The sequence below is a fragment of the Mixta gaviniae genome (genome assembly GCF_002953195.1).
Taxonomy (GTDB): Bacteria; Pseudomonadota; Gammaproteobacteria; order Enterobacterales; family Enterobacteriaceae; genus Mixta; species Mixta gaviniae.
The window spans coordinates 3243905-3268817 of record NZ_CP026377.1 but is presented as its reverse complement, the minus strand read 5'-3'; the positions used below and the strand labels follow the sequence as shown (position 1 = coordinate 3268817).

Below are 24913 nucleotides of genomic sequence, written 5' to 3'. Positions count from 1 at the left end.
GCAGGGGATAACAATATCGTATGTCGACGCGCCGGCAGAATAATCGATACTGAAATGACCTGATTGCGCAAGGAGTCTGCTATGTCTGCCCTAACCGTAAGTGATTATCTGCTGCAGCGACTGAATGAAATCGGTATCAATCATCTGTTCGGCGTGCCGGGCGACTTTAACCTGGCGTTTCTCGACCATGTGATCGCGCATCCGCGCCTGGCGTGGGTCGGGTGCGCCAATGAACTCAATGCCGCCTACGCGGCGGACGGCTATGCCCGCAGCCAGGGCGCGGCGGCGCTGCTGACTACCTTCGGCGTTGGCGAACTGAGCGCGATCAACGGCACCGCCGGCAGCTATGCTGAGTACCTGCCGGTAATCCATATCGTCGGCGCACCGTCGCAGCAGGCGCAGCGCCGCGGCGATCTGATTCACCATTCGCTGGGCGATGGCGATTTCAGCCACTTCCTGCGCATGCAGCGCGAGGTTACCGTGGCGCAGGCGTCGCTGACTGCCGATAACGCCTGCGCCGAAATCGACCGGGTTATTACAGAAGCGCTGACGCAGCGCCGCCCCGGCTACCTGCTGCTGCCGGTGGATGTCGCGGGCGCGCCCGCGCAGGCGATAACGACGCCGCTGACGGCGCGCCACGAATCTGATGCGCAGGTGCGGCTTGCCTTTCGCGCCGCGGCGGAAAAACGTCTGGCGGCGGCGCGCAGCGTATCGCTGCTGGCCGATTTCCTCGCCGATCGCTTTGGCGTGCAGCAACAGCTGGCGCACTGGCTGGAGGCGGTTCCGCTGCCGCACGCCACGCTGCTGATGGGAAAAGGGGTGCTGGATGAGCAGCGGCGCGGCTTTGTCGGTACCTACGCCGGCGAAGGCTCTGCCGGCGAGACGCGACAGACGATCGAGCAGGCCGATCTGATTATCAGCGTCGGCGTACGCTTCACTGACACCATTACCGTCGGCTTCAGCCAGCGCATCGATCCTGAACGCCATATCGATCTGCAACCGTTTAGCGCCACGGTCGGGGGCGAACGCTTTGCGCCGCTGGCGATGGCGGATGCCGTCGATGAGCTGCGGCAGCTCTGTTTGCGCTACGCCGATCGCTGGACGCTGGCCTGCTGCGATCCTGCGCCGCTGGCGCCGCCGGAGCAGCCAGGCCTGACGCAAAATGCCTTCTGGCAGGCGATGCAGGCGTTTTTGCAGCCGGGCGATCTGATCCTGGCGGAGCAGGGCACTGCGGCTTTCGGCGCGGCGGCGCTGCGCCTGCCGGCCGGGGCGAAGATGGTGGTACAGCCGCTGTGGGGATCTATCGGCTATACTTTGCCGGCAGCCTTCGGCGCGCAGACGGCGGAGCCGGATCGGCGCGTCATTCTGCTGATTGGCGATGGCTCCGCGCAGCTGACGGTGCAGGAGCTAAGCTCCATGATGCGCGATAACCTGAAGCCGCTGATTTTTCTGTTGAATAATGAAGGCTACACCGTTGAGCGCGCCATCAACGGCGCAGCGCAGCGCTATAACGATATCGCCGCCTGGAACTGGACGCAGCTGCCGCAGGCGCTGAGTGAAAGCTGCCCGGCGCAGTGCTGGCGGGTAGTGGAAAGCGTGCAGCTGACCGACGTGATGACGCTGATTGCCGAAGCGCGCCGTCTGTCACTGGTGGAGGTGATGCTGCCGCGTCTCGATATGCCGCCGCTGTTGCAGCAGGTTTCCGCTTCGCTGCATCAGCGCAATTCGGCATAGCGATTTCAGAAAGATGGTGCTGTTCAGCATGGGCTTTCACGGTTAAGGTAACGGGCGATTTGCAACGCGCTCACCTTTCTTCACGGTGAGCGTTGTTGTTTTACCGGGGGAAATTTATAGTGTCCCGTAGAGAATTGACATAAGCGGAGCAGCAGAATAATGACTAAATACGCTTTGGTGGGCGACGTTGGCGGTACCAACGCGCGCCTGGCGCTGTGTGAAGTAGAAACCGGCCTGATCTCTCAGGTAACCACCTATTCAACATCGGAACACCACAGCCTCGAAGCGGTGATCCGCCTGTTTCTGGAAGAGCAGCAGCAAGATATTAAGGATGGCTGTATCGCCATCGCCTGCCCGATCACCGAAGACTGGGTTGAGATGACCAATCATGACTGGGCCTTCTCCACCCAGGCGCTGAAGGCGAGCCTCGGCTTTGATCATCTGGAAATCATCAACGATTTCACCGCCGTTTCGATGGCGATCCCGATGCTGACTGAAAACGACGTGATCCAGTTCGGCGGCGGCGCCGCGGTGAAAGATAAGCCGATCGCCGTTTACGGCGCGGGCACCGGTCTTGGCGTCGCGCACCTGGTGCATGTCGATCGCCGCTGGGTTAGCCTGCCGGGCGAGGGCGGTCATGTCGATTTCGCGCCGAACAGCGTGGAAGAGGATTTAATTCTGCAGGTGCTGCGCGAAGAGCTGGGCCACGTCTCCGCCGAACGCGTACTGTCGGGGTCGGGGCTGGTCAACCTCTACCGCGCGATCGTGAAATCGGATAAGCGCGTGCCGGACAACCTGAAGCCGAAAGATGTCTCTGAACGCGCCCTGGCCGACAGCTGCATTGACTGCCGTCGCGCGCTGTCGCTGTTCTGCGTCATTATGGGGCGCTTTGGCGGCAACCTGGCGCTGAACCTCGGCACCTTTGGCGGCGTCTATATCGCCGGCGGTATCGTGCCGCGCTTCCTGGAGTTCTTTAAAGCCTCCGGCTTCCGCGCCGCCTTTGAAGACAAAGGCCGTTTCCGTGACTACGTGCATGATATTCCGGTCTATATGATTACCCACGATCAGCCGGGACTGCTGGGCGCCGGCGCGCATCTGCGCCAGACGCTGGGCCGCGTGCTGTAACAGGGTCGGCGGGCCGCGCGCCCGCCGCTACAGGCGCATCAGCTGGCGAAAGGCCTTGACCTTGCTGCGGCTGACCGGCACCTGAAAATCGAGATCGCGCAGCCGCAACAGATAGGTGTTGTTAAACCAGGGCTCGATCTCGCGAATTTTGTTGAGGTTGACGCAGAAAGAGCGGTGGCAGCGGAAGAACTGGTTTTCCGGCAGCCGGCTGCAGAACTCGCTGATCGCCACCGACATCACATACTCTTCCCGCCGCGTATAGACAAACGTCAGCTTCTCGTGCGCTTCCACATAGTAAATATCGTTAATGTCGGTCACGATAATCCGTTCATCTTTCACCAGATTGACGGTCTGCGCGCCGGCGCGCGCGGTTGGCGTGCCGGGAGGCGGCTGCTGCGCCTGCTGCCCGTGCGCCTCCAGCTTGTGCAGCATGCTGACAATGCGCGATTCATGGTAGGGCTTGAGAATATAGTCAAACGCTTCCAGCTCGAACGCCTCCACCGCATGCTCTTTCCACGCGGTGATAAATACAATCTGCGGCCGGTGGGCGAATTTACTGATGTTCTGCGCCAGCAGCACGCCATCCAGCGACGGAATATTAATATCGAGGAAGATCACATCCACCTCGTTATGCTGCAGAAACTTCAGCACGTCGAGCCCGTCGTCGAAGCAGGCGACAATCTCAATCGCGCTGTGCTGCTTAATCATCCAGCTCAGCTCCTGCTGCGCCAGAAACTCATCTTCCACTATGATCGCTTTCACTGGCTTCTCTCGTTCATGCCGTCAGGGACAGCGTTTTTTCCGGCAGCTTCTCGCCGTTTTTGCTGATGTAAAAGGCGATTTCCGTGCCGGGATGCAGTTGGGTTATCTGCAGCCCGCCGCCGTAGAGCAGCTTAACGCGGTGATGCACGTTCAGCAGGCCGATTTTATTGCCGGGCATCTCATTACGCGCCACGCGCTCAATCACCTCGTCGCTGATGCCGTTGCCGGTATCGCGCACCGCGATGCGTACCCGATCGCCATGATCCTCAATCGATAGCGTTACCACGCCTTTGCCGCGGCAGGGCTGGATACCGTGAACGATGGCGTTCTCTACCAGCGGCTGGATCAGCAGGCTCGGCAGGGTAAAACTCAGCTCTTCATCGATATGATAAATCATCGTCAGCTTGTCGCCGAAGCGCGCCTGCTCAATCGCGATATAGTCCTTTACCTGATAAAGCTCTTTTTTAATATCGATTGGCTCGTCGTCGTTCAGCTCCAGGTTGTAACGCAGGTAGCGCGACAGATTGATAATTAACTGGCGGGCGGTGTCGGGATTCATGCGGATCGAGGAGGAGATGGCATTCAGGGCGTTGAACAGGAAATGCGGGTTGATTTTGCTTTGCAGCGCGCGCAGCTCCGCCTTGTTGGCCATTTCACGCAGCTGCTCGGTACGCGAGACCTCCAGCTGCGTGGAGATAATCTGCGACAGGCCGACCGCCATCTCTTTCAGTGACCAGGTGATGCGGTGCGCATGGCGGTAGTAGATTTTCAGCGTGCCGGTCACTTCGCCTTTTTCCCACAGCGGGATGACGATCATCGAATGGATATCGCGCGTGCGGTAGGCCTCATCGTTATTTTTGATAATGATTTTGCCGTAGTTGATCGCCTGGCGCGTGGTAGGGCTGAGCGCGTCGTCGCCCTCACGGTAGTGCTGTTCGCCGTAGCCGACATAGGCGAGGATCTGATGCTTGTTGGTGATCGCTACGGCATCGGCATTGATGTCGCTGCGGATAATCTCGCACACCCTGCGCAGCGAATCGCTGTTAACGTGGCGGAACAGCGGCAGGGTCTTATTGGCGATATCCAGCGCCAGCTTCGCCTGCCGCGCGGCAATCGCCTCTTTCTCTCCCTCGACGCTCTGTACCAGCAGTACAATCAGGCCGATGCTGACGGTGCCGAGGATCATCGGAATGGCGATCTCGGAGACGATATCGATACCGAGCGCGGTCGGGCGCGCCCAGAGGATAATCAGCAGCATGGTCAGCGATTCGCACAGCATGCCGCCAAGGATCCCCAGCCGCCAGCGATGCGCCTTCGCTACCTTCAGATTGATCCAGCCTGACACCACGCCGGCGATGATGCTGGTGATTAAGCAGGGCACCGAAGAGACACCGTGGATATCGATCAGGAAGCGGTGCAGCCCGGCGATGATCCCGGTGGCGATGCCGACCCAGGGACCAAACAGAATGCCGCCCGACATTACGGCGATAATGCGCACATTGAGCAGCGACCCCTCAACATTGACCCCCGACCAGGTGCTGAACAAGGCGAACAGCGAGAAGATCGCGGTGACCGCCACCAGCTCCTGGCGCGAATGCTCATCTTTTTGCAGCAGCTGGCGGAAGTGACGCGTGCGCGTCAGAAAGAACAGGCAAATCAGCATCAGGGCGGCGCGGTCAAACACCGCCAACAGCATATCGAATATGGATTGCACAGGCATCTCGTGGCTTAACGCAGAGGCGGACATGATAGGAAATGTCGTACAACGACGCCATGATCTTTCGCATGGTCGCCGGTGCGGCCGTTTATTTTTCTTTCCCTGTCGACAAACTGACCGCCGCCAGGCTATGTTCATTCTTCGACCACATCGGTGGTCAGCGTCGCTCGGACGGTCCGGGCGCTTACGTACTCCAGAGGATGCTATGGCTGATAACAGCTCGTCTCGTCGTTTTTCCCGTATTGAACGCCTTCCCCCCTACGTATTCAACATTACCGCTGAACTGAAGATGGCTGCGCGCCGGCGCGGCGAAGATATTATCGATTTCAGCATGGGCAACCCGGATGGCCCCACGCCGCCGCATATCGTGGAAAAACTCTGTCAGGTGGCGCAGCGCGACGACACCCACGGCTACTCCACCTCGCGCGGCATTCCGCGCCTGCGCCGCGCCATCTCCCGCTGGTACGCCGATCGCTACGCAGTCGATATCGACCCTGAAGCGGAAGCGATCGTTACTATTGGCTCAAAAGAGGGGCTGGCGCATCTGATGCTGGCGACGCTCGATCATGGTGATACCGTGCTGGTGCCTAATCCCAGCTACCCGATTCATATTTACGGCGCGGTGATCGCCGGCGCTCAGGTGCGTTCGGTGCCGCTGGTGGCGGGCGTCGATTTCTTTAACGAGCTGGAAAGGGCGATCCGTGAAAGCTATCCGAAGCCGAAAATGATGATCCTCGGCTTCCCCTCCAACCCTACCGCGCAGTGCGTTGAGCTGGATTTCTTCGAGCGCGTCATCGCGCTGGCGAAGCAGTACAACGTGCTGGTGGTACACGATCTCGCCTATGCCGATATCGTCTACGACGGCTGGAAAGCGCCTTCGATTATGCAGGTGCCGGGCGCGCGCGACGTCGCGGTCGAATTCTTCACCCTGTCGAAAAGCTACAATATGGCGGGCTGGCGCATCGGCTTTATGGTCGGCAATAAAGAGCTGGTGGCAGCACTGGCGCGAATCAAAAGCTACCATGATTACGGCACCTTTACGCCGCTGCAGGTGGCGGCCATCGCCGCGCTGGAAGGGGATCAGCAGTGCGTGCTGGATATCGCCGCGCAGTATAAACGGCGGCGCGACGTCCTGGTGAAAGGGCTGCATGAGGCAGGCTGGATGGTGGAGATGCCCAAAGCCTCGATGTATGTCTGGGCGAAAATCCCCGAGCAGTACGCGCATCTTGGGTCGCTGGAGTTCGCTAAACGGCTGCTGCAGGAGGCGAAAGTCTGCGTTTCGCCTGGCATCGGCTTCGGCGACTACGGCGATACCCACGTACGCTTCGCGCTGATTGAAAACAGCGATCGCATACGACAGGCGGTGCGGGGGATTAAAGCGATGTTTCGCGCCGACGGCATAGCCGCGCCGGGCGCAGTAAAAAGCGGCGATGCGCCGCAGGCGTAACGGTAAATCGGGCGACGCGATGTCGCCCCTATTTCCGTACGATTACAGCATCAGCACGAAGGTGCCAACCCAGACTAACAGGAAAAAAGAGATTCCCATCAACGCGTATTTCACCTGAAAACTCCTCTGAGCGGTTACGACGTTGGCGATCCCCGGCCAGCGCAACGCGAACAGAACGGGAACAGGAGGCGCTTTCTTCAGTGCGGCAACGCTGCTCCCCGGTAGCCCTGAGCAACTCAGAACGGGATCGCGCGCTAATTTACGCGGATTCGATCACAAAATAAATAGGCGCAATCTGCGCTTTACGCCAGCTTATTCCACCTTAATTTCCGGGATCACTGACATCCCGACGCGCAGGCGCGCCAGATCGGGCTGCTGCGCATCCAGCACAATCTTCACCGGCAGGCGCTGTACCACCTTCGTGAAGTTGCCGGTGGCATTATCCGCCGCAATCGCCGAGAAGGTCGCGCCGGTCGCCGGCGCGATACTGTCAACGCGGCCGTGGAAACGATGGCCGGGCAGGGCGTCAACCTTGATCTCCACGGGCTGGCCTGGCTTGACATTATCCAGCTGCGTCTCCAGATAGTTGGCGATAATGTAGCTCTGCTGCAGCGGCACCAGCGCCAGCAGGCGGCTGCCGGCGGAAACATATGCCCCCTGGCGCAGCGCACGCTGGCCCACCATGCCGCTGACCGGCGCTACGATGCGCGTATAAGAGAGATTCAGTTTTGCCTGATCGACCGACGCTTTGGCGGCGGCAATATCCGCCTCCGCCTGTTTTTGATCGGCCAGCAGGATAGCGGTCTGTTTTTCCGCCGCCAGCGCCGCGGCACGGCTCTGATCGACCTGCGCCGCAGCGGATCGCATGGTCGAACTGGCCTTCTGCTGCTCGTCGGCGGTGGCGGTGCCGCTCTGCAGCAGGCGCCGGTAGCGCTCGGCGTTCTGGCCGGCGTAGCTGAGCGTCGCCTGGCTGGCGTTGACCGCCGCCCGGTTCTGCGCAATCACCGCCTGCTGCTGCTCGCGCTGGGCGAGAATGCCGGCGAGCTTCGCCTCGCTCAGCTGCAGGTTGGCTTCGGCGCTCTCCAGCGCCACGCGGTAGTCGCGGTCATCCAGCGTGGCAAGCAGATCGCCCGCTTTCACCTGCTGGTTGTCGCGCACCCGCACCTCGCGGATATAGCCGGCGACCTTTGGCGCTACCAGCGTATAGTCGGCGGTCACCCAGGCGTCGTCGGTGCGGTAATCGGCACGCGTCATGGCGGACCAGATAAAGAAGGCGATAGCCAGCAGAACAATCAGCAGCACCGCCAGCAGGCCGGTGCGTTTAGCAGGTGTAAAAGAGATCATCAGGTTTCCGGTTTCGGCGTAACAGGTTGTTGTAGTAAGGTTTGCGGCGGCCAGACGCGTTTCGGCAGCCAGGCGGTCAGCAGGATCAGCAGCAGCGCGCAGGCGATCAGCATCAGCCAGGCGTCGCTAAGGCTCAATACCAGCGCCTGGTGCTTAACCAGCGTGGCGAAATGGGCGAGATTTTCCGTTGAGCTGACGCTGCCGTCGGGCAGCAGCGGCGCGGAGGCGCTGGCTTCGCCGGCCGAGGGCGCGCTCAACAGCCAGCCGCGGCTGGCGGCGCCGTCAAGCAGAATATGGGAGTGGAACTGTTCGCGGTGGCTGATAAACCACTCCACCAGCGTTCCGGCCGCCACGCTGGAGAAACCGCGTACGGTGTTGAACATCGCCGACGCGAACGGGCCTTCCGGCGGTTGCACCACCGAAGTGGCACTCATCAGCACCGGCAAAATCATCATCGGCTGACCAAAAGCCTGCATCGCCTGAATCAGCCAGAAGTTTTGCCGCGCCCAGTCGCTGGTCACCTGCGCCCCCATCAGGCAGGATCCCGCCATCAGCAGCGCACCGCAGGTCAGTACCCAGCGGCAGTCGAGCCAGCGGATATTAAGCAGCATGGCGATAAACGGAGCGATCAGCAGCTGCGGTGCGCCGATGGCCAGCGCCAGCGGCGCAAACTGCGCAGTGCGGAACCCTTCCACCTGAGCGAAGTAGGCGGAAGGCAGCGCCGAGCCTGACAGCGCCACCAGCAGCACCCCCGCCAGCGTCAACAGCCCGTGGGTGAAGTTGGGGCGCGAGAGCATCTGCAGCCGGAACAGCGGCAGCGGATGAAACCATTCATTAATCAGAAAGACAATCAGCAGCGCCGCGCTCGCCAGCAGCATGCCGGCAATCAGCGGCGAGCTAAGCCAGTCCAGGCGCTCGCCATGATTCAGCGCCAGCACCAGCAGCGCCACGCCGCTGCAGCCGGTCACCATACCGAACAGATCGATCTGGCGGAAGCGTTCGAAGCGCGTCGGATCCTGTGGAATACCCCAGGCGATGAGCAGCATGGCGATCAGCATCGCCGGGATCACCTGCCAGAAGACAAACGCCCAGCCGACGCTGTCGGTCCAGAAAGCGGCAAGCGTCGCCGCCATATTGGGGCCGAAAGTGGCGGTCAGGGCGTAGGCGCTCAGGCCGTAAAGCTTAAACGGCGGCGGCAGAAAACGCAGCGCGACCGTCATCAGCAGCGGCGGCAGCGCGCCGCCGAAGATGCCCTGCAGCACGCGCAGCGCCAGAAACAGCGGATAGTGCGTGACGAAAGGCAGCAGCGCGGCGACCAGACCGAAGCCAAACGCCACGCCAAGCGCGAAGCGGCGCAGGGAGAGCGTAACGGCGAACCACGGGGCGATCATCATCGCCGCGACCTCCGCCGCCTGATAACCGGCAATCAGCCAGCTGCCCCGATCGTAACTGATACCGAGCGCGGCGCGAATATCCGCCAGTGCGATATCGGTGACGCGATCGTTCAGACCGGAAGAGAGCGCGGCGATCAGCACCCCGACCAGCCCCAGCGCCAGACGCAGGGTAAAAGGATGGGGAGCCGGTGCAGCGGCAGGCTGACCGTTCATAGCAGGTACTCCATAATGTTTTTTTATAATGAGGTGGTGTATCGGGATGCGATGCAACAGGCGCGCAATCTTACATTGCGATTACATGTATTGCAATGTGGTACAGGGTGGGAAAGCGCGATAAAACGCGCTACAGTATCGGCGCCTTTCATGGAAAGAGAAGATCATGTCTGAAAAACCGCATCATCGCGACGATGAAAAAACGGGTGGCATCCAGGTTATCGCACGCGCAGCCAATATTCTTAATGCGCTGGGCACTCATCCCGGCGGCATGAGCCTCGGTGAAATCGCGCAGGCGGTGGAGCTGCCGCGCTCTACCGTCCAGCGCATCGTGGCGGCGCTGGACGCCGCGCAGATGGTGCGCAGCCAGGGCGCGGGCGGCGTGCGCCTGGGGCCGGCGCTGCTGCGCCTGATCTCCAGCGTGCATACGGATGTGGTAGAGGTGACGCGCCCGGCGCTGCAGGCGCTGAGCGACGCCACCGGCGAAACGGTCTCGCTGGCACGCGCCAGCGGCACGCAGCTGGCGATCGTGCATTTCATTGTGGCCGATCGCGAACTGCGCGTGGTGCCGCGAATGGGGCTTAACCTGCCGCTTTACAGCACCTCTGGCGGTCGGGCGTTGCTGGCGCTGGAGTGCGATGAGGATGTGCGCACGCTGGTGGGCGAATCCTGGGACGCTATCACGGAAAATACCATTAAAACCCTGCCGGAGCTGTTGCGGCAGCTGAAGGCGATCCGGCAAACCGGCGTCTCTTTCGATCGCGGCGAAACGCTGGAGGGTATCTCCACCATGGGCGTGGCGATCGATACGCTGCTGGGGCGCTTCGCCGTTTCGCTGCTGGTGCCGGCGGCGCGCTTCCATAAGAATGAAGCGCTCTATCGCCATGAAATACTAAGATGTAAAGAAGCGATGACGCGTGAAATCGGTAAACATCTGGCGCATGACTGAGGAACAGACAAAATGGCAATGATACTGGTCGCAATCGATAATTCGGACGTCTCCCGCAAGGTGGTGTCGCTGGCGGCGGAGCAGGCGCGGGCGCTTAAAGCACAGGTGATGGTGCTGTGCTGTATTGATCCCGCCTACGCCACCTATGGCGAGCCGCTGGAAATTACTGCCGGTGAAGATCCGGCCGATTTCGGCGCGGCACTGGATGAACAGAATACCGCCGAGCTGGTGATCCGTCATGCGCTGGCGCAGCTGCTGGGCGCCGGCATCGAAGCGCGCGGACGCGTGGTGGCGGGCGAGTCGGCGGAAACGATCGTCGCGCAGGCCGCCGCGCTGGATACGCAGATGATCATTATGGGACGGCGTCATCTTTCGCCATTTAATCGCCTGTTAAAAGGCTCGGTCAGCGCAGCGGTCATTGAGCGCGCGCACTGTCCGGTGCTGGTTGACGTACGCGCTCAGTAAACGCCACTGCGCGGGAAGCCAATTTTGACGCATTATTTGATTATCGCCGCCGTTTTGCTGGCGGCGCTGGGATTAGCGCTGGGACGGTTATACTGGACGCGGCGGCTCTCGTGCCGGGCTGCGCTGCTGCTGGCCTTTTTCGCCGTGCTGTTGTGCGGCGGCGCGCTGGGGCTTTGCCGCTACGTAATATTGCCAGAGCAGCAGCTGCAGGCGCGCATCGAGGCGGCCCAGCAGCAGATGCAGCGCCTGCCGGGCTATCGCCTTGTGCAGCAGCAGGAGCCGGCGCTGTGGCGTCAGCTCAACGCGGAGCTGGCGGCGGAGATCCGCGATGGCGCATCGCCGTCGCAGGCGACGGGCGCGTCGCGCGCCATGCTGGCCGATCTGCTTAATCAGCGCATTGGCCGTGCGGGCGACGCGGCGATCAACCACTATATCAGCGTATCACTCCAACAGATGGAGAGCCTGCGCGCCCGCAATGTGCAGCTCTGCTTTCGCTTTCTTTTTCCGCAGGTTGGGGGCGGGGTGAATCTGAATGACGCGCTGCCGCAGAGCCTGGTGCAGGCCGATCTCAGGGGGATCGATCAGCTGCTGCGCGACAGCACCGGGCCGGAGCAGCCGATCGATTTACGCGCCGCCCACCAGCACCTTAACGACGTGGTGCAGCAGCTCTACCTGAAGTGGGGCAGCGATCTGCAATGGCTGAATGCGCCGGCTGACGCGCACGTCAACCGGCAAAAGATGTGTGATATGACCATCGATCTCTATCGCGCCATCCTCGCACTTCCGCACAAACAATCCGCTAACGTTCTGCGTATGATGCTTAGCGCCAACGCCGGATAACCGACAAAAAAAGCCCGCATAGCGCGGGCGTTAATGATCTATTTTATTGATATTAGTACTGATAAACCTGGTGTATGGCACAGACATCATCTTGTCTGAAGTGATAATCGCACCTTATCGGCAATAGCACTAACTGTTAACCTGAATCGATTCAATCGGCAAAACCGCCCGCGTCTTCGCTTTGGGCGAGATTCCGATTGTGCGTTGATGCCTGCCTGTTAAGATGCCGCACCAGCATAAGGAAGAGAAATGAAGCGTAAAATTTTCGGCGCTCTGGCGCTGTTTTTATTAGCAGGCTGTACGTCCAACAAACCAGGCGCTTTTGAGCGTGTTGACGAAGATCCCGTATCGCATACCGTGCAGTATCGTTATCAACCGCAAAAAGTGGATAAAACGGCGATGGAGCTGGATGTGGCGCGCTACTGCGATGCCCAGGGCTTTGATTTGGTCGACCCGCTGCCGCCGCAGGACAGCCATATTCCCGGCCTGAAAACCGCCTGGTATCAGTGTAACTACGCATTGAAAGGCTGATAAAAAAGAAAAGGGCGAGAATATTCTCGCCCAATTTTTCCTGCTTTATATTTATTATATTGCTGTGTGCAGGCTTTGCCCGCGAGGCGCAGTGCGCCGTTTAGAATTTTTTACCATCCGCGATGGTGATGATGCCAACCGTTATGGTTGCCGCGATCGTGATGCCAGCCCGGCCCAGGCCCGCGGTCATGAGCAATTATACAACCGCTTAGCATGCTGACAATCGCCAGAACAGAAGCGGTTTTTATCATTATTCTCATCGTCAATTCCTTCTTCCTCTTAATGACCGTAACATTACGATCTAAAAGTGAAGGAATAACGGCACCATTGTAGAGATAATTAGGTAATTATTTACAAATGTTTCACCGCGATTAAGAGTAGGTGATAAGTGCCAACGGAAAATATAGGAATCAACCGAATGCCCGCCAATTATGACAGGAATTATCTGAAAGGCAATATAACCGCTATTCTCATTCTCATTTGCCGTCCAGCTTATTTCACCGTCGTTTAAAAATCACGTTCATTCCGCCCTGCAATTTCTGGAAATATTCAGAGGTTATCTGCGCAGCCTTAAGAAATTTCTGTATATCCCGTCAGACTGGCCGCACTACGACACAGCCAGAAAAATGCAGTACGTTCGAATATTACCGGTTCGTTGATTCAACTTATTGAAATATATCTATTTTAATTGGTGCTAATGACAGGTGGGACAGCATTTTTTCTATAAAATACCGTCGCAGTTTCTTTTTCAATGATTATTGCTGTTTATTTGGCTTTAGTCGCGATTAAGCAACGTTTGTCGCTTTATGCTTTATCGCCTCATCGCGTTCAATGGCGTGTCCAGACTGTTCCTGACCGCGATAGGTGGCGTAAAAATTATTTCCACCGCCTTGCCGCGCGGCTCTGGTTTCACCGCCTCGTAGTGCGCCATAGCATTTTCCTTAGTCGGCGCCGCCGCATTATCCACGCAGACCTAAAGTGCCAAAACGGCGCTATTTCCGGCGTGCTGGCGATCCGCTTCACGTTTTCATCAACGGCATGTTGAGCAGGCGGGCAAAGTCGGTAGAGTAGAGAGGCTGGATTGTTACTGCACCCGCAGGCAAAACCTGATCTTCTGGCCTGTGCCGGAGGTCAGGTTTTTTTGTTTTTAAGGACAGTATGAAGATCGCTAAGGTACTTAATAATAACGTAGTGGTCGTTCTGGATGATCAGCAGCGTGAACAGGTGGTGATGGGGCGAGGCTTAGGTTTCCAGAAGCGTACAGGCGATCGCGTCGATAGCAGCAAAATCGAAAAGGTGTTCGCTCGTCAGGATGATGCGCTGGTCGCCCGGCTAACGGAGCTGCTGAGCCAGATCCCGCCGGAGGTGCTGGCCGCCTGCGATCGCATTACCGAACATGCACGCCAGCGCCTCGGCAAACTGCAGGACAACCTCTGTATCGCGCTGGCCGATCACTGCTTTTTCGCTATCGCGCGCCACAATGACAATATTCCGCTGCCGAACGCGCTGCTGTGGGAGATAAAACAGCTCTACCCGCGCGAGTTTAGCATTGGGCTGGAGGCGCTGGCGATTTTGCATCAGCGGCTCGGCGTGGCGCTGCCGGAAGATGAGGCGGGCTTTATCGCGCTGCATCTGGTCAACGCGCAGCTGAACAGCGAAATGCCGGAGGTGATGCATATCACCCGGGTAATGCAGGATATCCTGCATATCGTGAAATATCAGCTGCGGCTGGAGTATGACCAGCAGTCGCTTAGCTATCAGCGGCTGGTAACGCACCTGAAGTTTTTTGCCCAGCGTATGCTCGGGCGAACTCAGGTGAACGACGACGACGTGATGCTCTATCGCTCCGTCAAAGAAAATTACGCCTGCGCCTGGCGCTGTGCGGAAAAGGTTGAGCAGCATCTGCGGCAGCACTATCAATGCGCGCTGAGCAATGAAGAGAAGATGTTCCTGACTATTCATATCGAGCGCGTGCGTAAAGATAACCAGCTTATCGCACAGTAGAACGCTATTCGGATTGTTACTGCTTCGGCAGGCAAAACCTGAATGCCAACCCCGGTTAGCGGGGTTGGCATTCAGGTTTTTTTTTGATTATTCGCTGCCCCAGGCAGCCGCCACAAAAGGATGGGATATGCCATATCAACAGCTCGCCAGGGATATTATCAACGGCGTGGGCGGTAGCGAGAATATCGTCAGCGTCGTCCACTGCGCCACCCGGTTGCGTTTTAAACTTAAAGATCACGCGCTGGCCGACAGCGAAGGGCTAAAAGCGCATGACGGCGTAATTATGGTGGTTATCAGCGGCGGTCAGTTTCAGGTGGTGATCGGCAATCACGTGCATGAGGTGTATCAGGCGGTACGCCGGCAACATACAGGCGGCGAAGCCCCCCGGTACCGGCCGGCGCTGCGGGGGCGGAATCCCTGTTTGCCCGGCTGATCGATATTATCTCCGGTATTTTTACGCCGTTTCTGGGCGTGATGGCCGGATCGGGAATATTAAAAGGCGTGCTGGCGCTAAGCGTTGCCTGCGGCTGGCTGCAGGCCAATAGCGGAACTTACAAAATCTGGTATGCCGCCAGCGATGCGCTGTTCTATTTCTTTCCGCTGGTGCTGGGCTATACCGCCGGGAAAAAGTTTGGCGGTAGCCCCTTTTTAACCATGGCGATCGGCGGCGCGCTGGCGCATCCGCTGATGATTCAGGCCTTCGAAGCCAGTCTGCAGCCGGACGCGCCAGCTTTCTGGTTTCTCGGTATTCCCGTGACCTTTATCAACTACAGCGCCTCGGTGATGCCGATCATTTTCGCCGCCTGGGTCAGTTGCCGGCTGGAGACGCTCTGCGCAAAAGTGTTGCCCGACGTGGTGAAAAACTTCTTCACGCCGCTGATCTGCCTGGTCATCACCGTCCCGCTGACCTTTCTGCTGATCGGCCCGGCGGCTATCTGGCTGAGCCAGGCGCTGGCCTATGGCTATCAGGCGATTTACGCTTTCGCGCCCTGGCTGGCCGGGGCGGTGATCGGCAGTATTTGGCAGGCGTGCGTGATTTTCGGCCTGCACTGGGGGCTGGTGCCGTTGATGATTAATAACCTGGCGGTGCTGGGCTATGACACCCTAACGCCGCTGGTGCTGCCGGCGGTGATGGGGCAGGTGGGCGCCAGCCTCGGCGTAATGCTGCGCACCCGCGATGCGCAGCTGAAGGTGCTGGCGGGATCGGGCGCCACGGCGGGCCTGTTCGGCATCACCGAACCGGCGGTCTATGGCGTGACGCTGCCTAACCGCAGGCCGTTTATCTTCGGCTGTATCGGCGGCGGCCTGGGCGGGGCAGTGGCAGGCTTCTGCGGCACCAGCGGTTACTCTTTCGGTCTCGCCAGTATTTTCAGTCTGGCGCAGTTTATTCCGCCGGCCGGCATCGACAGCAGCGTATGGGGAGCGGCGATCGGCGTCCTGTTAGCGCTGCTGGTCAGCATGATATTAACCTTTATCGCCGGTCTGCCTGCCGCGTCCGATAAGGCGCAGACTTCTTCTTCTTCACCGGTGCCGTCCGATAAGGCGCCAACTTCCTGCCCGGCGGCATTCGATAAACCCGCCGTTTCTCCTTCTCTGCCAGAGGGCGATAAAGCGCAGGACGCTTCCGGTGACGCGTCAGCAGAGATACAGCCTTCCTCTTTGCCCAGCCGGAAAGCGGCTGACGTCGCGGAATGCTGCAGCGATATTCTGCTCGCGCCGCTGAGCGGTAAGGTGGTGGCGCTGGACAAGGTGGCTGACGTCACCTTCGCCAGCGGGCTGTTAGGCAGCGGCGCGGCGATCGTGCCCTGCGAGGATGTGGTGCTGGCGCCGTTTCACGGTGAGGTCGCCTCGCTGTTCGCTACGCGCCACGCCATCGGATTGCTGAGCGACAGCGGCACAGAGGTGCTGATCCATGTCGGCATCGATACCGTCAAACTTAACGGAAAACATTTTACCGCGCACATTAAGCCGGGCGACCGGATTAAACCGGGCGATCCGCTGCTGACGTTCGATCGTAAGGCGATCCTGCACGCCGGTTTTGATCTCACCACGCCGATTATGATCGGCAATAGCGACGCGTTCAGCCAGATCGTTACGCTGGCCGAAAGCGACACGATTCATACGGGCGCGCCCTTCCTTGGCGTACAACATCAGACAAAGGAGTCACAATGAAACGTTTTCCGGATGATTTTCTGTGGGGCGGTGCGATTGCCGCCAATCAGGTTGAAGGCGCATGGCGGCAGGGCGGTAAGGGGATCTCCACCTCCGATGTTCAGCCGCAGGGCATTTTTGGGCCGGTAGTGGAGCGCGTCGAGGGCGACTGGTCGCTGAAGGATATCGCCATCGATTTTTATCATCGTTACCCGCAGGATATCGCGCTGTTTGCCGAAATGGGCTTTCGCTGCCTGCGCGTCTCCGTTGCCTGGACACGCATTTTTCCGCAGGGCGATGAGGCGCAGCCGAATGAAGCGGGGCTGGCCTATTATGACCGGCTGTTTGATGAGCTGGCGCGCCACCATATTCAGCCGCTGGTAACGCTCTCCCACTATGAAATGCCGCTGGGTCTGGTGGAGAACTACGGCGGCTGGGGTAATCGCCAGGTTATCGACTTTTTCCTGCGCTACGCGCGCGCGGTTTTCCAGCGTTATCAGCACAAGGTTAAGCTGTGGCTGACCTTTAACGAGATCAATATGTCGCTGCATGCGCCTTTTACTGGCGTTGGTCTGCCCGGCGACAGCAGCAAGGCGGCGGTCTATCAGGCAATTCATCATCAGCTGGTGGCCAGCGCGTTGGCGGTAAAAGCGTGTCACGATCTTATCCCCGATGCCAGAATCGGTAATATGCTGCTGGGCGGCCTGATGTATCCGCTGAGCTGTAAGCCGGAAGATGTCTTTGAAACCCTGCAGCAGAACCGTAGCTGGCTTTTCTTCGGCGACGTGCAGTGCCGCGGCGCATGGCCGGGTTATATGCTGCGTTACCTGCGCGAGCAGGGCATTAACATTGACATCACTGATGAAGATCGTCTGGCGCTGCGTGAAACCGTTGATTTTATCTCTTTCAGTTATTACATGACCGGCTGCGTCACTACCGATGAGACCCTGAATCAGCAGGCGCGCGGCAATATCCTGAGCATGGTGCCCAACCCGCATCTGCCCAGTTCGGAATGGGGCTGGCAAATTGATCCCATCGGCCTGCGCACGCTGCTGAATATGCTCTGGGATCGCTATCAAAAACCGCTGTTCATCGTGGAGAATGGGCTGGGCGCAAAAGATACGCCGCAGGCGGACGGTAGCATTGAAGATGACTACCGCATTCGCTACCTGAACGACCATCTGTTTCAGGTCGCCGAGGCGCTGAAAGATGGCGTGGAGGTGATGGGCTACACCAGTTGGGGGCCGATCGATCTGGTCAGCGCGTCGAAAGCGGAGATCTCCAAGCGCTACGGCTTTATCTATGTCGATCGCGACGATCGGGGCGAAGGAACGCTGATGCGCAGCCGCAAGAAAAGCTTCTTCTGGTATCAACAGGTGATCGCCAGCGGCGGCGCCAGTCTGACTCCCTGGAAATAGCCGATTTTGTTTCGCGGTCAGGACGCGGCGTGCCAATTTCCGCTACAGTTTATGCACGAATCTGGTAGCGAAAAGGAAGCATAATGAACTGGCAGGTAGAGCGCGTGTTACCCATTGAGGCCGAGCTGGGCGAATGCCCGCTCTGGTCAACGGCAGAGCAGGTATTGTGGTTTGTGGATATTCTGGCGCCGGCCATCCATCGCTTCGATCCTAAAAGCGGCGAGCATCAGGTTTTTCCGCAGCATGAGGAGGTCGGCTGTATCGGCCTGCGCCGCGAGGGCGGGCTGGTGGCGGCGATGCGCAGCGGCGTCTGGTTCCTGGATGCGCAGGGCAAGCCGCAGCGCAAAGTTGCCGATAACCCCGGCGAGGCGAGCAAAAGCCGCTTCAATGACGGGCGCGTCGATCCCTTTGGCCGCTTCTGGTGCGGCAGCCTGTGGGAGCCGCAGGATCGCAACGGCGGCAAACTCTGCCTGCTGGATAAAGATTTGCAACTGCAGGTGGTTGACGATGATGTGCAAATTTCAAACGGCGTGGCGTTTTCGCCCGATCGCCGTTGGGTTTACCACAGCGATACGCCTAATCATGTTATCTGGCGCTATCCACTCGATCCTGTCAGCGGCGAGGTAGGCAAGCGGGAAGCGTTTCGTCGCTTCAGCGACGGCCTGATGCCGGATGGCGCGGCGGTGGATGCGGAAGGCTTTTACTGGTCGGCGCTGTTTGATGGCGGGCGCATCGTACGCATCGATCCGAATACGGCAGAAATCGTGGATGAGATCCCGCTGCCGGTACGCTGGCCGACGATGGTGGCCTTTGGCGGCGAGGATCTGAAAACCTTGTATATCACCAGCTCGCGCGAGAACCGTAGCGAAGAGGAGCTGGCACAGTATCCGTGGTCTGGCAGCCTGTTGGCGGTGCGCATGCCGGTGGCGGGGCAGCCGGAACCGCTGTTTGGCTAAACGATATCGGGCGAACCGCTGGCTCGCCCGATATATTCTTTATCTGCTTATCTGCTTATCTGCTTATCTGCTTATCTGCTTATCTGCTTATCTGCTTATCTGCTTATCCGTATTTCCGAATATCCCTCAGCTGCGCTGCCATCCTGCGGTGCTGACTGTGGCTTATGCGGCATACGGATGATCATCGACATAATCAGCGAAATTACCAGCAGCGTCATAATCAGGCTAAAGGTGACGGTAAAGCCACCGAACAGTGAAGCAATCAGCGAGCCCAGCACGCTGCCGATGCCGAAGCCGAGATAAATTACGCCATAGTTTTTCGTCAGGTTGTTCAGGCCGAAGAAATCGCTTACCAGTGAGGGATAAACGGTGATGGTGCCGCCAAAGCTGAAGGCGATGCAGGCGACGGAGATAAAGAAGGTGGTTTCGCTCATATGGGTAAACAGCAGAATGCTCATGCCCAGCAGTGAAACCATCTGCGCCAGCGTAATGACCCGCATGCGCGCCATTTTGTCTGACAGCACACCCAGCACCAGCCGGCCGCTCAGGTTAGCAATCGCGATCACCGTCACCGCGCTGGCAGCGGTCTGGGTGCTGAGATGCACCAGGCCTTCGCCGATATCCTTCGCTACACCAATCACATACAGGCCGCTCATGCAGGCGGTTAAAAACATCAGCGCCAGCATCCAGTACTGCGGCATGCGCATCGATTCCGCCAGGCTGTAATCACGCGCCGCAGATCCACCGTTGCACTGTGCGGGCTGCTGTCGCGGCGCATCCTTCATCATCAGCGCGCCGAGGATTACCATGCTCATTGCCAGCGCCCCCCAGATTAAAAAGGTGGTCTCCAGGCTAAAGCGGGCCAGCAGCGCGCTGCAGATAAATTTGAAGCCCAGGCTGCCAAGACCGTAAGCGCCAATGGCGCAGGCAGAGATCACGCCTTTACGTTCCGGGAACCATTTCACGCAGTTGGAGAGCGTCATCAGATAGCCGGCGCCATCCGCCAGCCCGACCAGCACGCCCGCGCTGAGCCACAGCATCAACAGCGAGTTGGCCTGTGAGGTGAGATAAAATCCAACCGCCATCAGCACGCCCGCGCCAATGGCGACGTTGCGTACGCCAAAGCGCTCCTGCAGTTTGCCCGCCACCGAGGAGGAAAGCGCCAGACCCAGGCTCAGCAGGCCGAAAGAGAACGCCACCTGACTTATCGGCGCGTCAAGCTTTTGCGCCAGATGGCCGTTGAACAGGCTCCAGGTATAAACCGAACCCAGCGCGAACTGGGTGATAATGGTGCCGACCAGCGTCAGCCAGCGAACGCGGTTAGTAAGGTGTGACGGGGTTGCTCTGCTCATCATTTCTCTCCCAACGGGGAATGTCTGAATTAACCCAATAATAAAGTGCGCCGCGACAGCGACGGGGTAAAACGACATGAATGGCCGCTGACAGGGAATGAACTGCATCTGAACGCGCATGAACGGCATCACAACGCTGAAATGCGCAGCAGAGGGAGAGAAAAAAGGTGTTAAAAACAAAAGGTAATGGTTAGCGGAATGTCAATTTCAGGTGAAACAGGTAAAGAATATTAATGCGGTAACGATCGCTGCACAGCCGGCAAAAAGTCAGCGCCGGATGAGCGCGGCATTAAGCCGATCGAGATAAAACTGACGCAGCGCGCGCTCAAGCTGCTGGCGACGCGCCGGCGGATACCCTTTCAGCCAGCTTTCGGTAAACGGCCTGCACAGCAGAAATGCCTGGTTAACCACGGTATCTGGCGCAGCATCTCTGCCATACTGCGACAGAATATGGCTATTAAGGCAATCGGTCATCGGGTTGCTCTGCGTCAGCGGGCTGGCGTAAAGCGGCAACGCCAGCGTGAAAAGTAACCCGGACAGCAGCGGCAGGCGGCAAAAACATAACGTCATAACCTCTCCTCAAGCGCTCCGGCGCTAACTTTTTGCCTGATTACCGCAGGAAATCGCAAGCAAAGCTCAATAAGCGTTGCAATATATTTCATATGCGAGACGGTTGCAGCACGAAATTATTCTCTGTGCCAGGCTTAATATTTACATACAGGAGGAAATATGAAAGACCGAGCATATGAATCCATCATGAAAGAAGAGGATGACGTCTGCTGTTTGATCGGTCGGGCGGTTGTTGAACTGAGTGAAGCCAGCCAACCGGTGAATAAATCAACCCTTTCACTGAAACTGCTCTCCATGGCCGATCATGAGGGCGACGATGACCGAGTACTGCTTTACTGGCGGGCAAGGAAAGCGATAAACCAGCCACAGCGCGCTAACCTGAGCGCCTGGCGCCAGGCGCGCTAAGCTTGATCGGCAGGCCAGGAGGGCCTGCCAAAAAGCGTTGCCTGCAGGGTTGCGCCGCACGGTTTCATCACTTTACTCTGGTCTGCATCGCACCGCTTTCTTAACCTTACGCCAGCATGTAGCGCATCGCATTCGCAACTTTACGCCGTTCTGCGCCACACTCTTTTCGCCATCTTATGCCAGTCGGTGTTGTGCCAGCCTATTACGCTGTTGCTGCCTTCTCAATTTTAAACACGCTGACACTGCCCAGCAGCTTGTTCGCCTGCTCGCTGAGAGAAAATGCGGCGGATGACATCTGCTGCACCATCGCCGCATTCTGCTGCAGCACGGTTTCCATCTGGCCTACCGCCACGTTCACCTGATCGATACCGAAGCTCTGCTCCGTTGAAGAATGCGAAACCTGGCCGATAATCTGCGAGGTTCCGGTCACGGCATCCAGTGCCTGAGCCATTTTTCCGGAGACGCCTTCCGCAAATTTTACCCCGGTGCTGATATTGCCGAGCGCTTCATCGATCAGCCTCTTAATATCTTTAGCCGCGCCAGCCGAACGCTGGGACAGGGTGCGCACTTCGCCCGCCACCACAGCGAAGCCGCGGCCGTTTTCTCCAGCGCGCGCCGCCTCGACCGCCGCATTCAACGCCAGGATATTGGTCTGGAAGGCGATGCTGTCGATAATCGAGGTAATTTCCGCAATACGGTTAGAGGAGAGGGAGATCGCCTGCATCGACTGCTGCAGTTTTTTTAGCTCGGCGTCACCCTGACGGAAGATCGATTCGGCATCACCCATCAGGCTGTCAGCAGATTTGGCGTTATCGACATTATGGCCAACGGTCACCGCGAGCTGGTTCATGCTGGCGGCGGTTTCTTCCAGCGCCGCTGCCTGCTGCTCGGTACGCGAAGAGAGATCTTCATTGCTGGCGGCGATTTCTGCCGAAGCGACATCCACCTGCGTACTCGCCATCTGGATCGTTTGCAGGATTTCCTGCATGCGGCCGATCAGTGCGTTAAAGGCTCTGGCGGTCAGGCCAATCTCATCATTTTTATCCAGCTCGACGCGAATCCGCAGATCCATGGAATCGTTGATCAGCTGCATGCGCGACTGAAAATGGGAGAGGCTGGCTGAGATATAGCGCAATACGGTCAGCGCCAGCGCGCCGGCCAGCGCGCCGGAGACCACAATAATTGCGATCAGCAGCAACAGGGTGTGTGTGAAGCTGCGCTGGTTCTGCTGATTGAATTTCTCTGCAATCTGATAGTTATAATCGATCTGCTGCTGCAGACGGCCGGAGAACAGCCGCGAGTTTTCCGCCACTTCGCCATTTTCCGCCAGCAAAGGACGCACCGCGTCCAGCCCCTGCCGCTCATAGCGCGCAAGCAGCTGGTTGACGATCGCCTGATAGGCGGCCAGCAATTTGATGTTTTCCCGGGTCAGCTGCGCATCGGTCGCATCGCTGATATAACGCCCCTGATAATCATTCAGCAGCTTGCCAACGTTTTGCAGATCGCTGCGGGTGGCGGCGACATACTTTGCCGTTTCCGCTTTTTCCGCGCTGATCAGCGCCATATAAATATTGCGTCGGGCGCTTTCGCGCGCCTGCAGAATTTGATCCAGTACCTGTACGCTCGGCAGGCTGTTATCCATCACGTACTCAAAGCGCGTATTGGCGCCCTTAAGCGCGTAAAGCGCGAATGCGCCGACGGTAACGACCGCACAGCCGAAGATAACGAAGGTGACCAGAAGCTTTTTCACAATGTTCATAATAACCCTAAGATCCGTGTGGGGAGATTAACGTTATCGGTCGTTGTGCAGGCTTCTTGAGAGATAGTTAAAGGTATCTAATGCTTTTTAGCGCCCTGGAAAATTAACCTGTTGATTACAGGGGTATTATTCGGCGCCAGTGGCTGACTTTTTCTGATGCGTTATCGCCAGCGCGGCGAAGAGAAGGGAAGGCTGGGGGCAGGTGTGCGTGAACGCGGAGCGAAGGCCGCTATCACCGCACCCAGGCTTTAACGTGGCCGCAGCTGCGCCGGTCACGGCGCAGGATGACGGCACGGCGCCATGCTGAATGGCGTCAGAGCTTAAGCATCTTCACCGTGGCGTCCACGTCAATCTCATCTTCAGAGAAGATTAATGTGCTGCCCTGGAAAGTGGTGATCGCCAGTTTTTTCAGCGAGCGCATTTCACCCGGCTTCGCGGCGGATTTCGGCCTGATGCTGTTCATCAGCATCCCCACAGACAGCACCGTATTTTCTTTATCAATCGGCGCATCGGCGGGCACTTCTTCGCTGTATACCAGGTAAGATTTGATCGAGGTAAGCTTCAGACGCTCGCCGGCGATATAGATATATTTGCTTTCCGGGATGACCTTCACCGCGTAGGCTGACAGGCCCTTGTTGTTTGTGGTGGGTTCAAACGTCACCGCCGCGTCTTTCTTAATCAGATCAGGGTTAGCGACCTTAATCACATGAAAATAACGGTTATCGCCGTTTTCATCTTTGATAAATCCAAAACCTTTATCTCCAAACCACGTTGTGATCGTTCCGTTCATCGCCATTACCGCCTGATTAATCGTTTATCTACTCAATTTTTGCAGCGCGCAGTGTAAAGCACAATGCCCGCGCGCACTACGTCTTTGCTTTCAGTCTGGACGATTAATGTGCAACAGACGAGGCGCAGCGGCTAAAAACCATGAAATAACGGAAAGGCTCGCCGCAACTGCCAGCCATCTAACAGCCAGATTCGCCAGCGGAGGGATAATTGGTTATTATCCGCCCCCTTTCTCTGCGGGCAGCCTGATGTCTACCATTTCCGATACTTTTATCGCTCCGCCGTGCCATGACCCGATAGCGATCATCTACCAGGACGATCACCTGGCGCTTATCAATAAACCTGCCGGGCTGCTTAGCCTTTCGGGGAAAAATGCCTGCAATCTTGATTCGGTGCATTACCGACTGGTACAGATCTTTCCCGGCTGCACGCTGGTCCATCGCCTTGATTTTGGTACGTCCGGCGTGATGGTGATTGCCCGCAATAAGGCGATCAACGCTGCCCTCTGCCAGCAGTTCAGCCAGCGTACGGTAAGTAAGCGCTACCACGCGCTGCTCTGCGGCCATCTGCGTGATGACGAAGGGGTGATAGACGCGGCGATTGCCAAAGATCCGGCGCTGTTCCCGCGTATGTCGATTTGCGCCAGCCGCGGCAAGCCTGCTCGCTCCCGTTACCAGGTTATCGAGCGCTTTTATCGGGAGGGGAAGAGGGCAGGTTACTGCCGTTGACGCGGGTAGCGCTTACGCCGGAGACCGGGCGGACCCATCAGCTACGCATTCACTGCCAGCATCTGGGCCATCCCATTTTAGGCTGTGACTTGTATGGCGGACGCCTGCTGCCGGGATCCGCGCAGGCTCCGCGGCTGATGCTGCATGCCAGCGCGCTGCATTTTGTGCATCCTGTCAGCCAGCAACCGATTAACGCCCATACCGCCTGTCCGTTCTGAAGGCGCCGCAGCACGAACGCGGCGCGTGCCACAGGGCTTTAT

Annotated in this window: 22 protein-coding genes and 1 pseudogene; 14 read left to right on the top strand and 9 right to left on the bottom strand. The window is 58.2% G+C overall.

The window, feature by feature from the left end; genetic code table 11:
• Window positions 1-81: 81 nt before the first annotated feature.
• Both C2E15_RS15300 and glk read left to right on the top strand, forming a co-directional pair.
• Entirely contained in the window at window positions 82-1734 is a 1653-nt protein-coding gene (locus C2E15_RS15300; protein ID WP_104958132.1) for an alpha-keto acid decarboxylase family protein, read from the top strand.
• A 159-nt stretch (window positions 1735-1893) separates the two neighbouring features.
• Window positions 1894-2859: a glucokinase gene (glk, locus tag C2E15_RS15295; RefSeq protein ID WP_104958131.1), complete on the top strand. Its 966-nt coding sequence runs from the start codon at window positions 1894-1896 to the stop codon at window positions 2857-2859.
• A gap of 27 nt (window positions 2860-2886) precedes the next feature.
• Here glk and C2E15_RS15290 read toward each other — a convergent pair whose 3' ends face one another.
• Window positions 2887-3621: a LytR/AlgR family response regulator transcription factor gene (locus tag C2E15_RS15290; protein WP_104958130.1), complete on the bottom strand. Its 735-nt coding sequence runs from the start codon at window positions 3619-3621 to the stop codon at window positions 2887-2889.
• A gap of 13 nt (window positions 3622-3634) precedes the next feature.
• Window positions 3635-5341, bottom strand: coding sequence for a sensor histidine kinase (locus C2E15_RS15285; RefSeq protein ID WP_281257506.1), 1707 nt, complete (start codon window positions 5339-5341; stop codon window positions 3635-3637).
• Between the two features lie 202 nt (window positions 5342-5543).
• Between C2E15_RS15285 and alaC the strand changes: the two genes are divergently transcribed.
• Complete coding sequence (alaC, locus tag C2E15_RS15280) at window positions 5544-6785, top strand: alanine transaminase (protein ID WP_104958128.1); 1242 nt, start codon at window positions 5544-5546, stop codon at window positions 6783-6785.
• Window positions 6786-6827: 42 nt separating this feature from the next.
• Here alaC and ypdK read toward each other — a convergent pair whose 3' ends face one another.
• The 3 genes from ypdK to C2E15_RS15265 form a co-directional block, all read right to left on the bottom strand.
• Complete coding sequence (gene ypdK / locus C2E15_RS15275) at window positions 6828-6899, bottom strand: membrane protein YpdK (protein ID WP_103790920.1); 72 nt, start codon at window positions 6897-6899, stop codon at window positions 6828-6830.
• A 198-nt stretch (window positions 6900-7097) separates the two neighbouring features.
• Window positions 7098-8129, bottom strand: a complete 1032-nt coding sequence (locus tag C2E15_RS15270; protein WP_104958127.1) for an HlyD family secretion protein — start codon at window positions 8127-8129, stop codon at window positions 7098-7100.
• Window positions 8129-9736 (bottom strand): MFS transporter, encoded by a 1608-nt coding sequence (locus C2E15_RS15265; RefSeq protein ID WP_104958126.1) that lies wholly within the window; start codon window positions 9734-9736, stop codon window positions 8129-8131. The genes C2E15_RS15270 and C2E15_RS15265 overlap by 1 nt, the downstream gene beginning before the upstream one ends.
• A 166-nt stretch (window positions 9737-9902) precedes the next feature.
• On the opposite strand from C2E15_RS15265, the gene C2E15_RS15260 reads away from it, so the two are divergent.
• From C2E15_RS15260 to C2E15_RS15225, 9 genes are all read left to right on the top strand, one after another.
• The gene (locus C2E15_RS15260; protein ID WP_104958125.1) at window positions 9903-10685 is read left to right on the top strand and encodes an IclR family transcriptional regulator; all 783 of its coding nucleotides are present in this window, start codon (window positions 9903-9905) and stop codon (window positions 10683-10685) included.
• A 12-nt stretch (window positions 10686-10697) separates the two neighbouring features.
• Entirely contained in the window at window positions 10698-11150 is a 453-nt protein-coding gene (locus tag C2E15_RS15255) for a universal stress protein (RefSeq protein WP_104958124.1), read from the top strand.
• Window positions 11151-11174: 24 nt separating this feature from the next.
• Window positions 11175-11990 (top strand): hypothetical protein, encoded by an 816-nt coding sequence (locus tag C2E15_RS15250; RefSeq protein WP_104958123.1) that lies wholly within the window; start codon window positions 11175-11177, stop codon window positions 11988-11990.
• Between the two features lie 249 nt (window positions 11991-12239).
• The gene (locus tag C2E15_RS15245; protein ID WP_104958122.1) at window positions 12240-12521 is read left to right on the top strand and encodes a putative periplasmic lipoprotein; all 282 of its coding nucleotides are present in this window, start codon (window positions 12240-12242) and stop codon (window positions 12519-12521) included.
• Window positions 12522-13679: 1158 nt separating this feature from the next.
• Window positions 13680-14525, top strand: coding sequence for a BglG family transcription antiterminator LicT (gene licT, locus C2E15_RS15240; protein ID WP_104958121.1), 846 nt, complete (start codon window positions 13680-13682; stop codon window positions 14523-14525).
• A gap of 127 nt (window positions 14526-14652) precedes the next feature.
• Window positions 14653-14958, top strand: a complete 306-nt coding sequence (locus C2E15_RS21765) for a PTS transporter subunit EIIB (protein WP_167391807.1) — start codon at window positions 14653-14655, stop codon at window positions 14956-14958.
• Window positions 14959-15026: 68 nt separating this feature from the next.
• Window positions 15027-16697 (top strand): glucose PTS transporter subunit IIA, encoded by a 1671-nt coding sequence (locus C2E15_RS22120; RefSeq protein WP_245912290.1) that lies wholly within the window; start codon window positions 15027-15029, stop codon window positions 16695-16697.
• A complete protein-coding gene (locus C2E15_RS15230; protein ID WP_104958120.1) occupies window positions 16694-18094 on the top strand; it encodes a glycoside hydrolase family 1 protein in 1401 nt (466 codons plus the stop codon). The genes C2E15_RS22120 and C2E15_RS15230 overlap by 4 nt, the downstream gene beginning before the upstream one ends.
• An 83-nt stretch (window positions 18095-18177) precedes the next feature.
• Complete coding sequence (locus C2E15_RS15225) at window positions 18178-19050, top strand: SMP-30/gluconolactonase/LRE family protein (RefSeq protein WP_104958119.1); 873 nt, start codon at window positions 18178-18180, stop codon at window positions 19048-19050.
• 95 nt (window positions 19051-19145) lie between these two features.
• On the opposite strand, the gene C2E15_RS15220 is transcribed toward C2E15_RS15225, so the two are convergent.
• A complete protein-coding gene (locus C2E15_RS15220) occupies window positions 19146-20402 on the bottom strand; it encodes an L-lactate MFS transporter (RefSeq protein WP_104959208.1) in 1257 nt (418 codons plus the stop codon).
• Between the two features lie 267 nt (window positions 20403-20669).
• Complete coding sequence (locus tag C2E15_RS15215; protein WP_104958118.1) at window positions 20670-20972, bottom strand: hypothetical protein; 303 nt, start codon at window positions 20970-20972, stop codon at window positions 20670-20672.
• Window positions 20973-21131: 159 nt separating this feature from the next.
• Here C2E15_RS15215 and C2E15_RS15210 point away from each other — a divergent pair, with 159 nt between their 5' ends.
• Window positions 21132-21377 carry a hypothetical protein gene (locus tag C2E15_RS15210; protein WP_104958117.1) on the top strand — a complete coding sequence of 82 codons (246 nt, stop codon included), beginning with the start codon at window positions 21132-21134 and terminating at the stop codon, window positions 21375-21377.
• A 202-nt stretch (window positions 21378-21579) separates the two neighbouring features.
• Here C2E15_RS15210 and C2E15_RS15205 read toward each other — a convergent pair whose 3' ends face one another.
• Both C2E15_RS15205 and C2E15_RS15200 read right to left on the bottom strand, forming a co-directional pair.
• Entirely contained in the window at window positions 21580-23136 is a 1557-nt protein-coding gene (locus tag C2E15_RS15205; RefSeq protein ID WP_104958116.1) for a methyl-accepting chemotaxis protein, read from the bottom strand.
• 313 nt (window positions 23137-23449) lie between these two features.
• The gene (locus C2E15_RS15200; RefSeq protein WP_104958115.1) at window positions 23450-23932 is read right to left on the bottom strand and encodes a cold-shock protein; all 483 of its coding nucleotides are present in this window, start codon (window positions 23930-23932) and stop codon (window positions 23450-23452) included.
• Between the two features lie 241 nt (window positions 23933-24173).
• Here C2E15_RS15200 and C2E15_RS15195 point away from each other — a divergent pair.
• A pseudogene (locus C2E15_RS15195) lies at window positions 24174-24871 on the top strand (RluA family pseudouridine synthase).
• The last annotated feature ends 42 nt before the right edge of the window (window positions 24872-24913 follow it).

Bases quoted from the DNA above. Each gene is read 5' to 3' on its own strand.
- C2E15_RS15300 (WP_104958132.1), top strand. From the start codon at position 82: ATGTCTGCCCTAACCGTAAGTGATTATCTGCTGCAGCGACTGAATGAA.
- glk (WP_104958131.1), top strand. From the start codon at position 1,894: ATGACTAAATACGCTTTGGTGGGCGACGTTGGCGGTACCAACGCGCGC.
- C2E15_RS15285 (WP_281257506.1), bottom strand. From the start codon at position 5,341: ATGCCTGTGCAATCCATATTCGATATGCTGTTGGCGGTGTTTGACCGC.
- alaC (WP_104958128.1), top strand. From the start codon at position 5,544: ATGGCTGATAACAGCTCGTCTCGTCGTTTTTCCCGTATTGAACGCCTT.
- C2E15_RS15270 (WP_104958127.1), bottom strand. From the start codon at position 8,129: ATGATCTCTTTTACACCTGCTAAACGCACCGGCCTGCTGGCGGTGCTG.
- C2E15_RS15265 (WP_104958126.1), bottom strand. From the start codon at position 9,736: ATGAACGGTCAGCCTGCCGCTGCACCGGCTCCCCATCCTTTTACCCTG.
- C2E15_RS15260 (WP_104958125.1), top strand. From the start codon at position 9,903: ATGTCTGAAAAACCGCATCATCGCGACGATGAAAAAACGGGTGGCATC.
- C2E15_RS15255 (WP_104958124.1), top strand. From the start codon at position 10,698: ATGGCAATGATACTGGTCGCAATCGATAATTCGGACGTCTCCCGCAAG.
- C2E15_RS15245 (WP_104958122.1), top strand. From the start codon at position 12,240: ATGAAGCGTAAAATTTTCGGCGCTCTGGCGCTGTTTTTATTAGCAGGC.
- licT (WP_104958121.1), top strand. From the start codon at position 13,680: ATGAAGATCGCTAAGGTACTTAATAATAACGTAGTGGTCGTTCTGGAT.
- C2E15_RS21765 (WP_167391807.1), top strand. From the start codon at position 14,653: ATGCCATATCAACAGCTCGCCAGGGATATTATCAACGGCGTGGGCGGT.
- C2E15_RS15230 (WP_104958120.1), top strand. From the start codon at position 16,694: ATGAAACGTTTTCCGGATGATTTTCTGTGGGGCGGTGCGATTGCCGCC.
- C2E15_RS15225 (WP_104958119.1), top strand. From the start codon at position 18,178: ATGAACTGGCAGGTAGAGCGCGTGTTACCCATTGAGGCCGAGCTGGGC.
- C2E15_RS15220 (WP_104959208.1), bottom strand. From the start codon at position 20,402: ATGAGCAGAGCAACCCCGTCACACCTTACTAACCGCGTTCGCTGGCTG.
- C2E15_RS15215 (WP_104958118.1), bottom strand. From the start codon at position 20,972: ATGACGTTATGTTTTTGCCGCCTGCCGCTGCTGTCCGGGTTACTTTTC.
- C2E15_RS15210 (WP_104958117.1), top strand. From the start codon at position 21,132: ATGAAAGACCGAGCATATGAATCCATCATGAAAGAAGAGGATGACGTC.
- C2E15_RS15205 (WP_104958116.1), bottom strand. From the start codon at position 23,136: ATGAACATTGTGAAAAAGCTTCTGGTCACCTTCGTTATCTTCGGCTGT.
- C2E15_RS15200 (WP_104958115.1), bottom strand. From the start codon at position 23,932: ATGGCGATGAACGGAACGATCACAACGTGGTTTGGAGATAAAGGTTTT.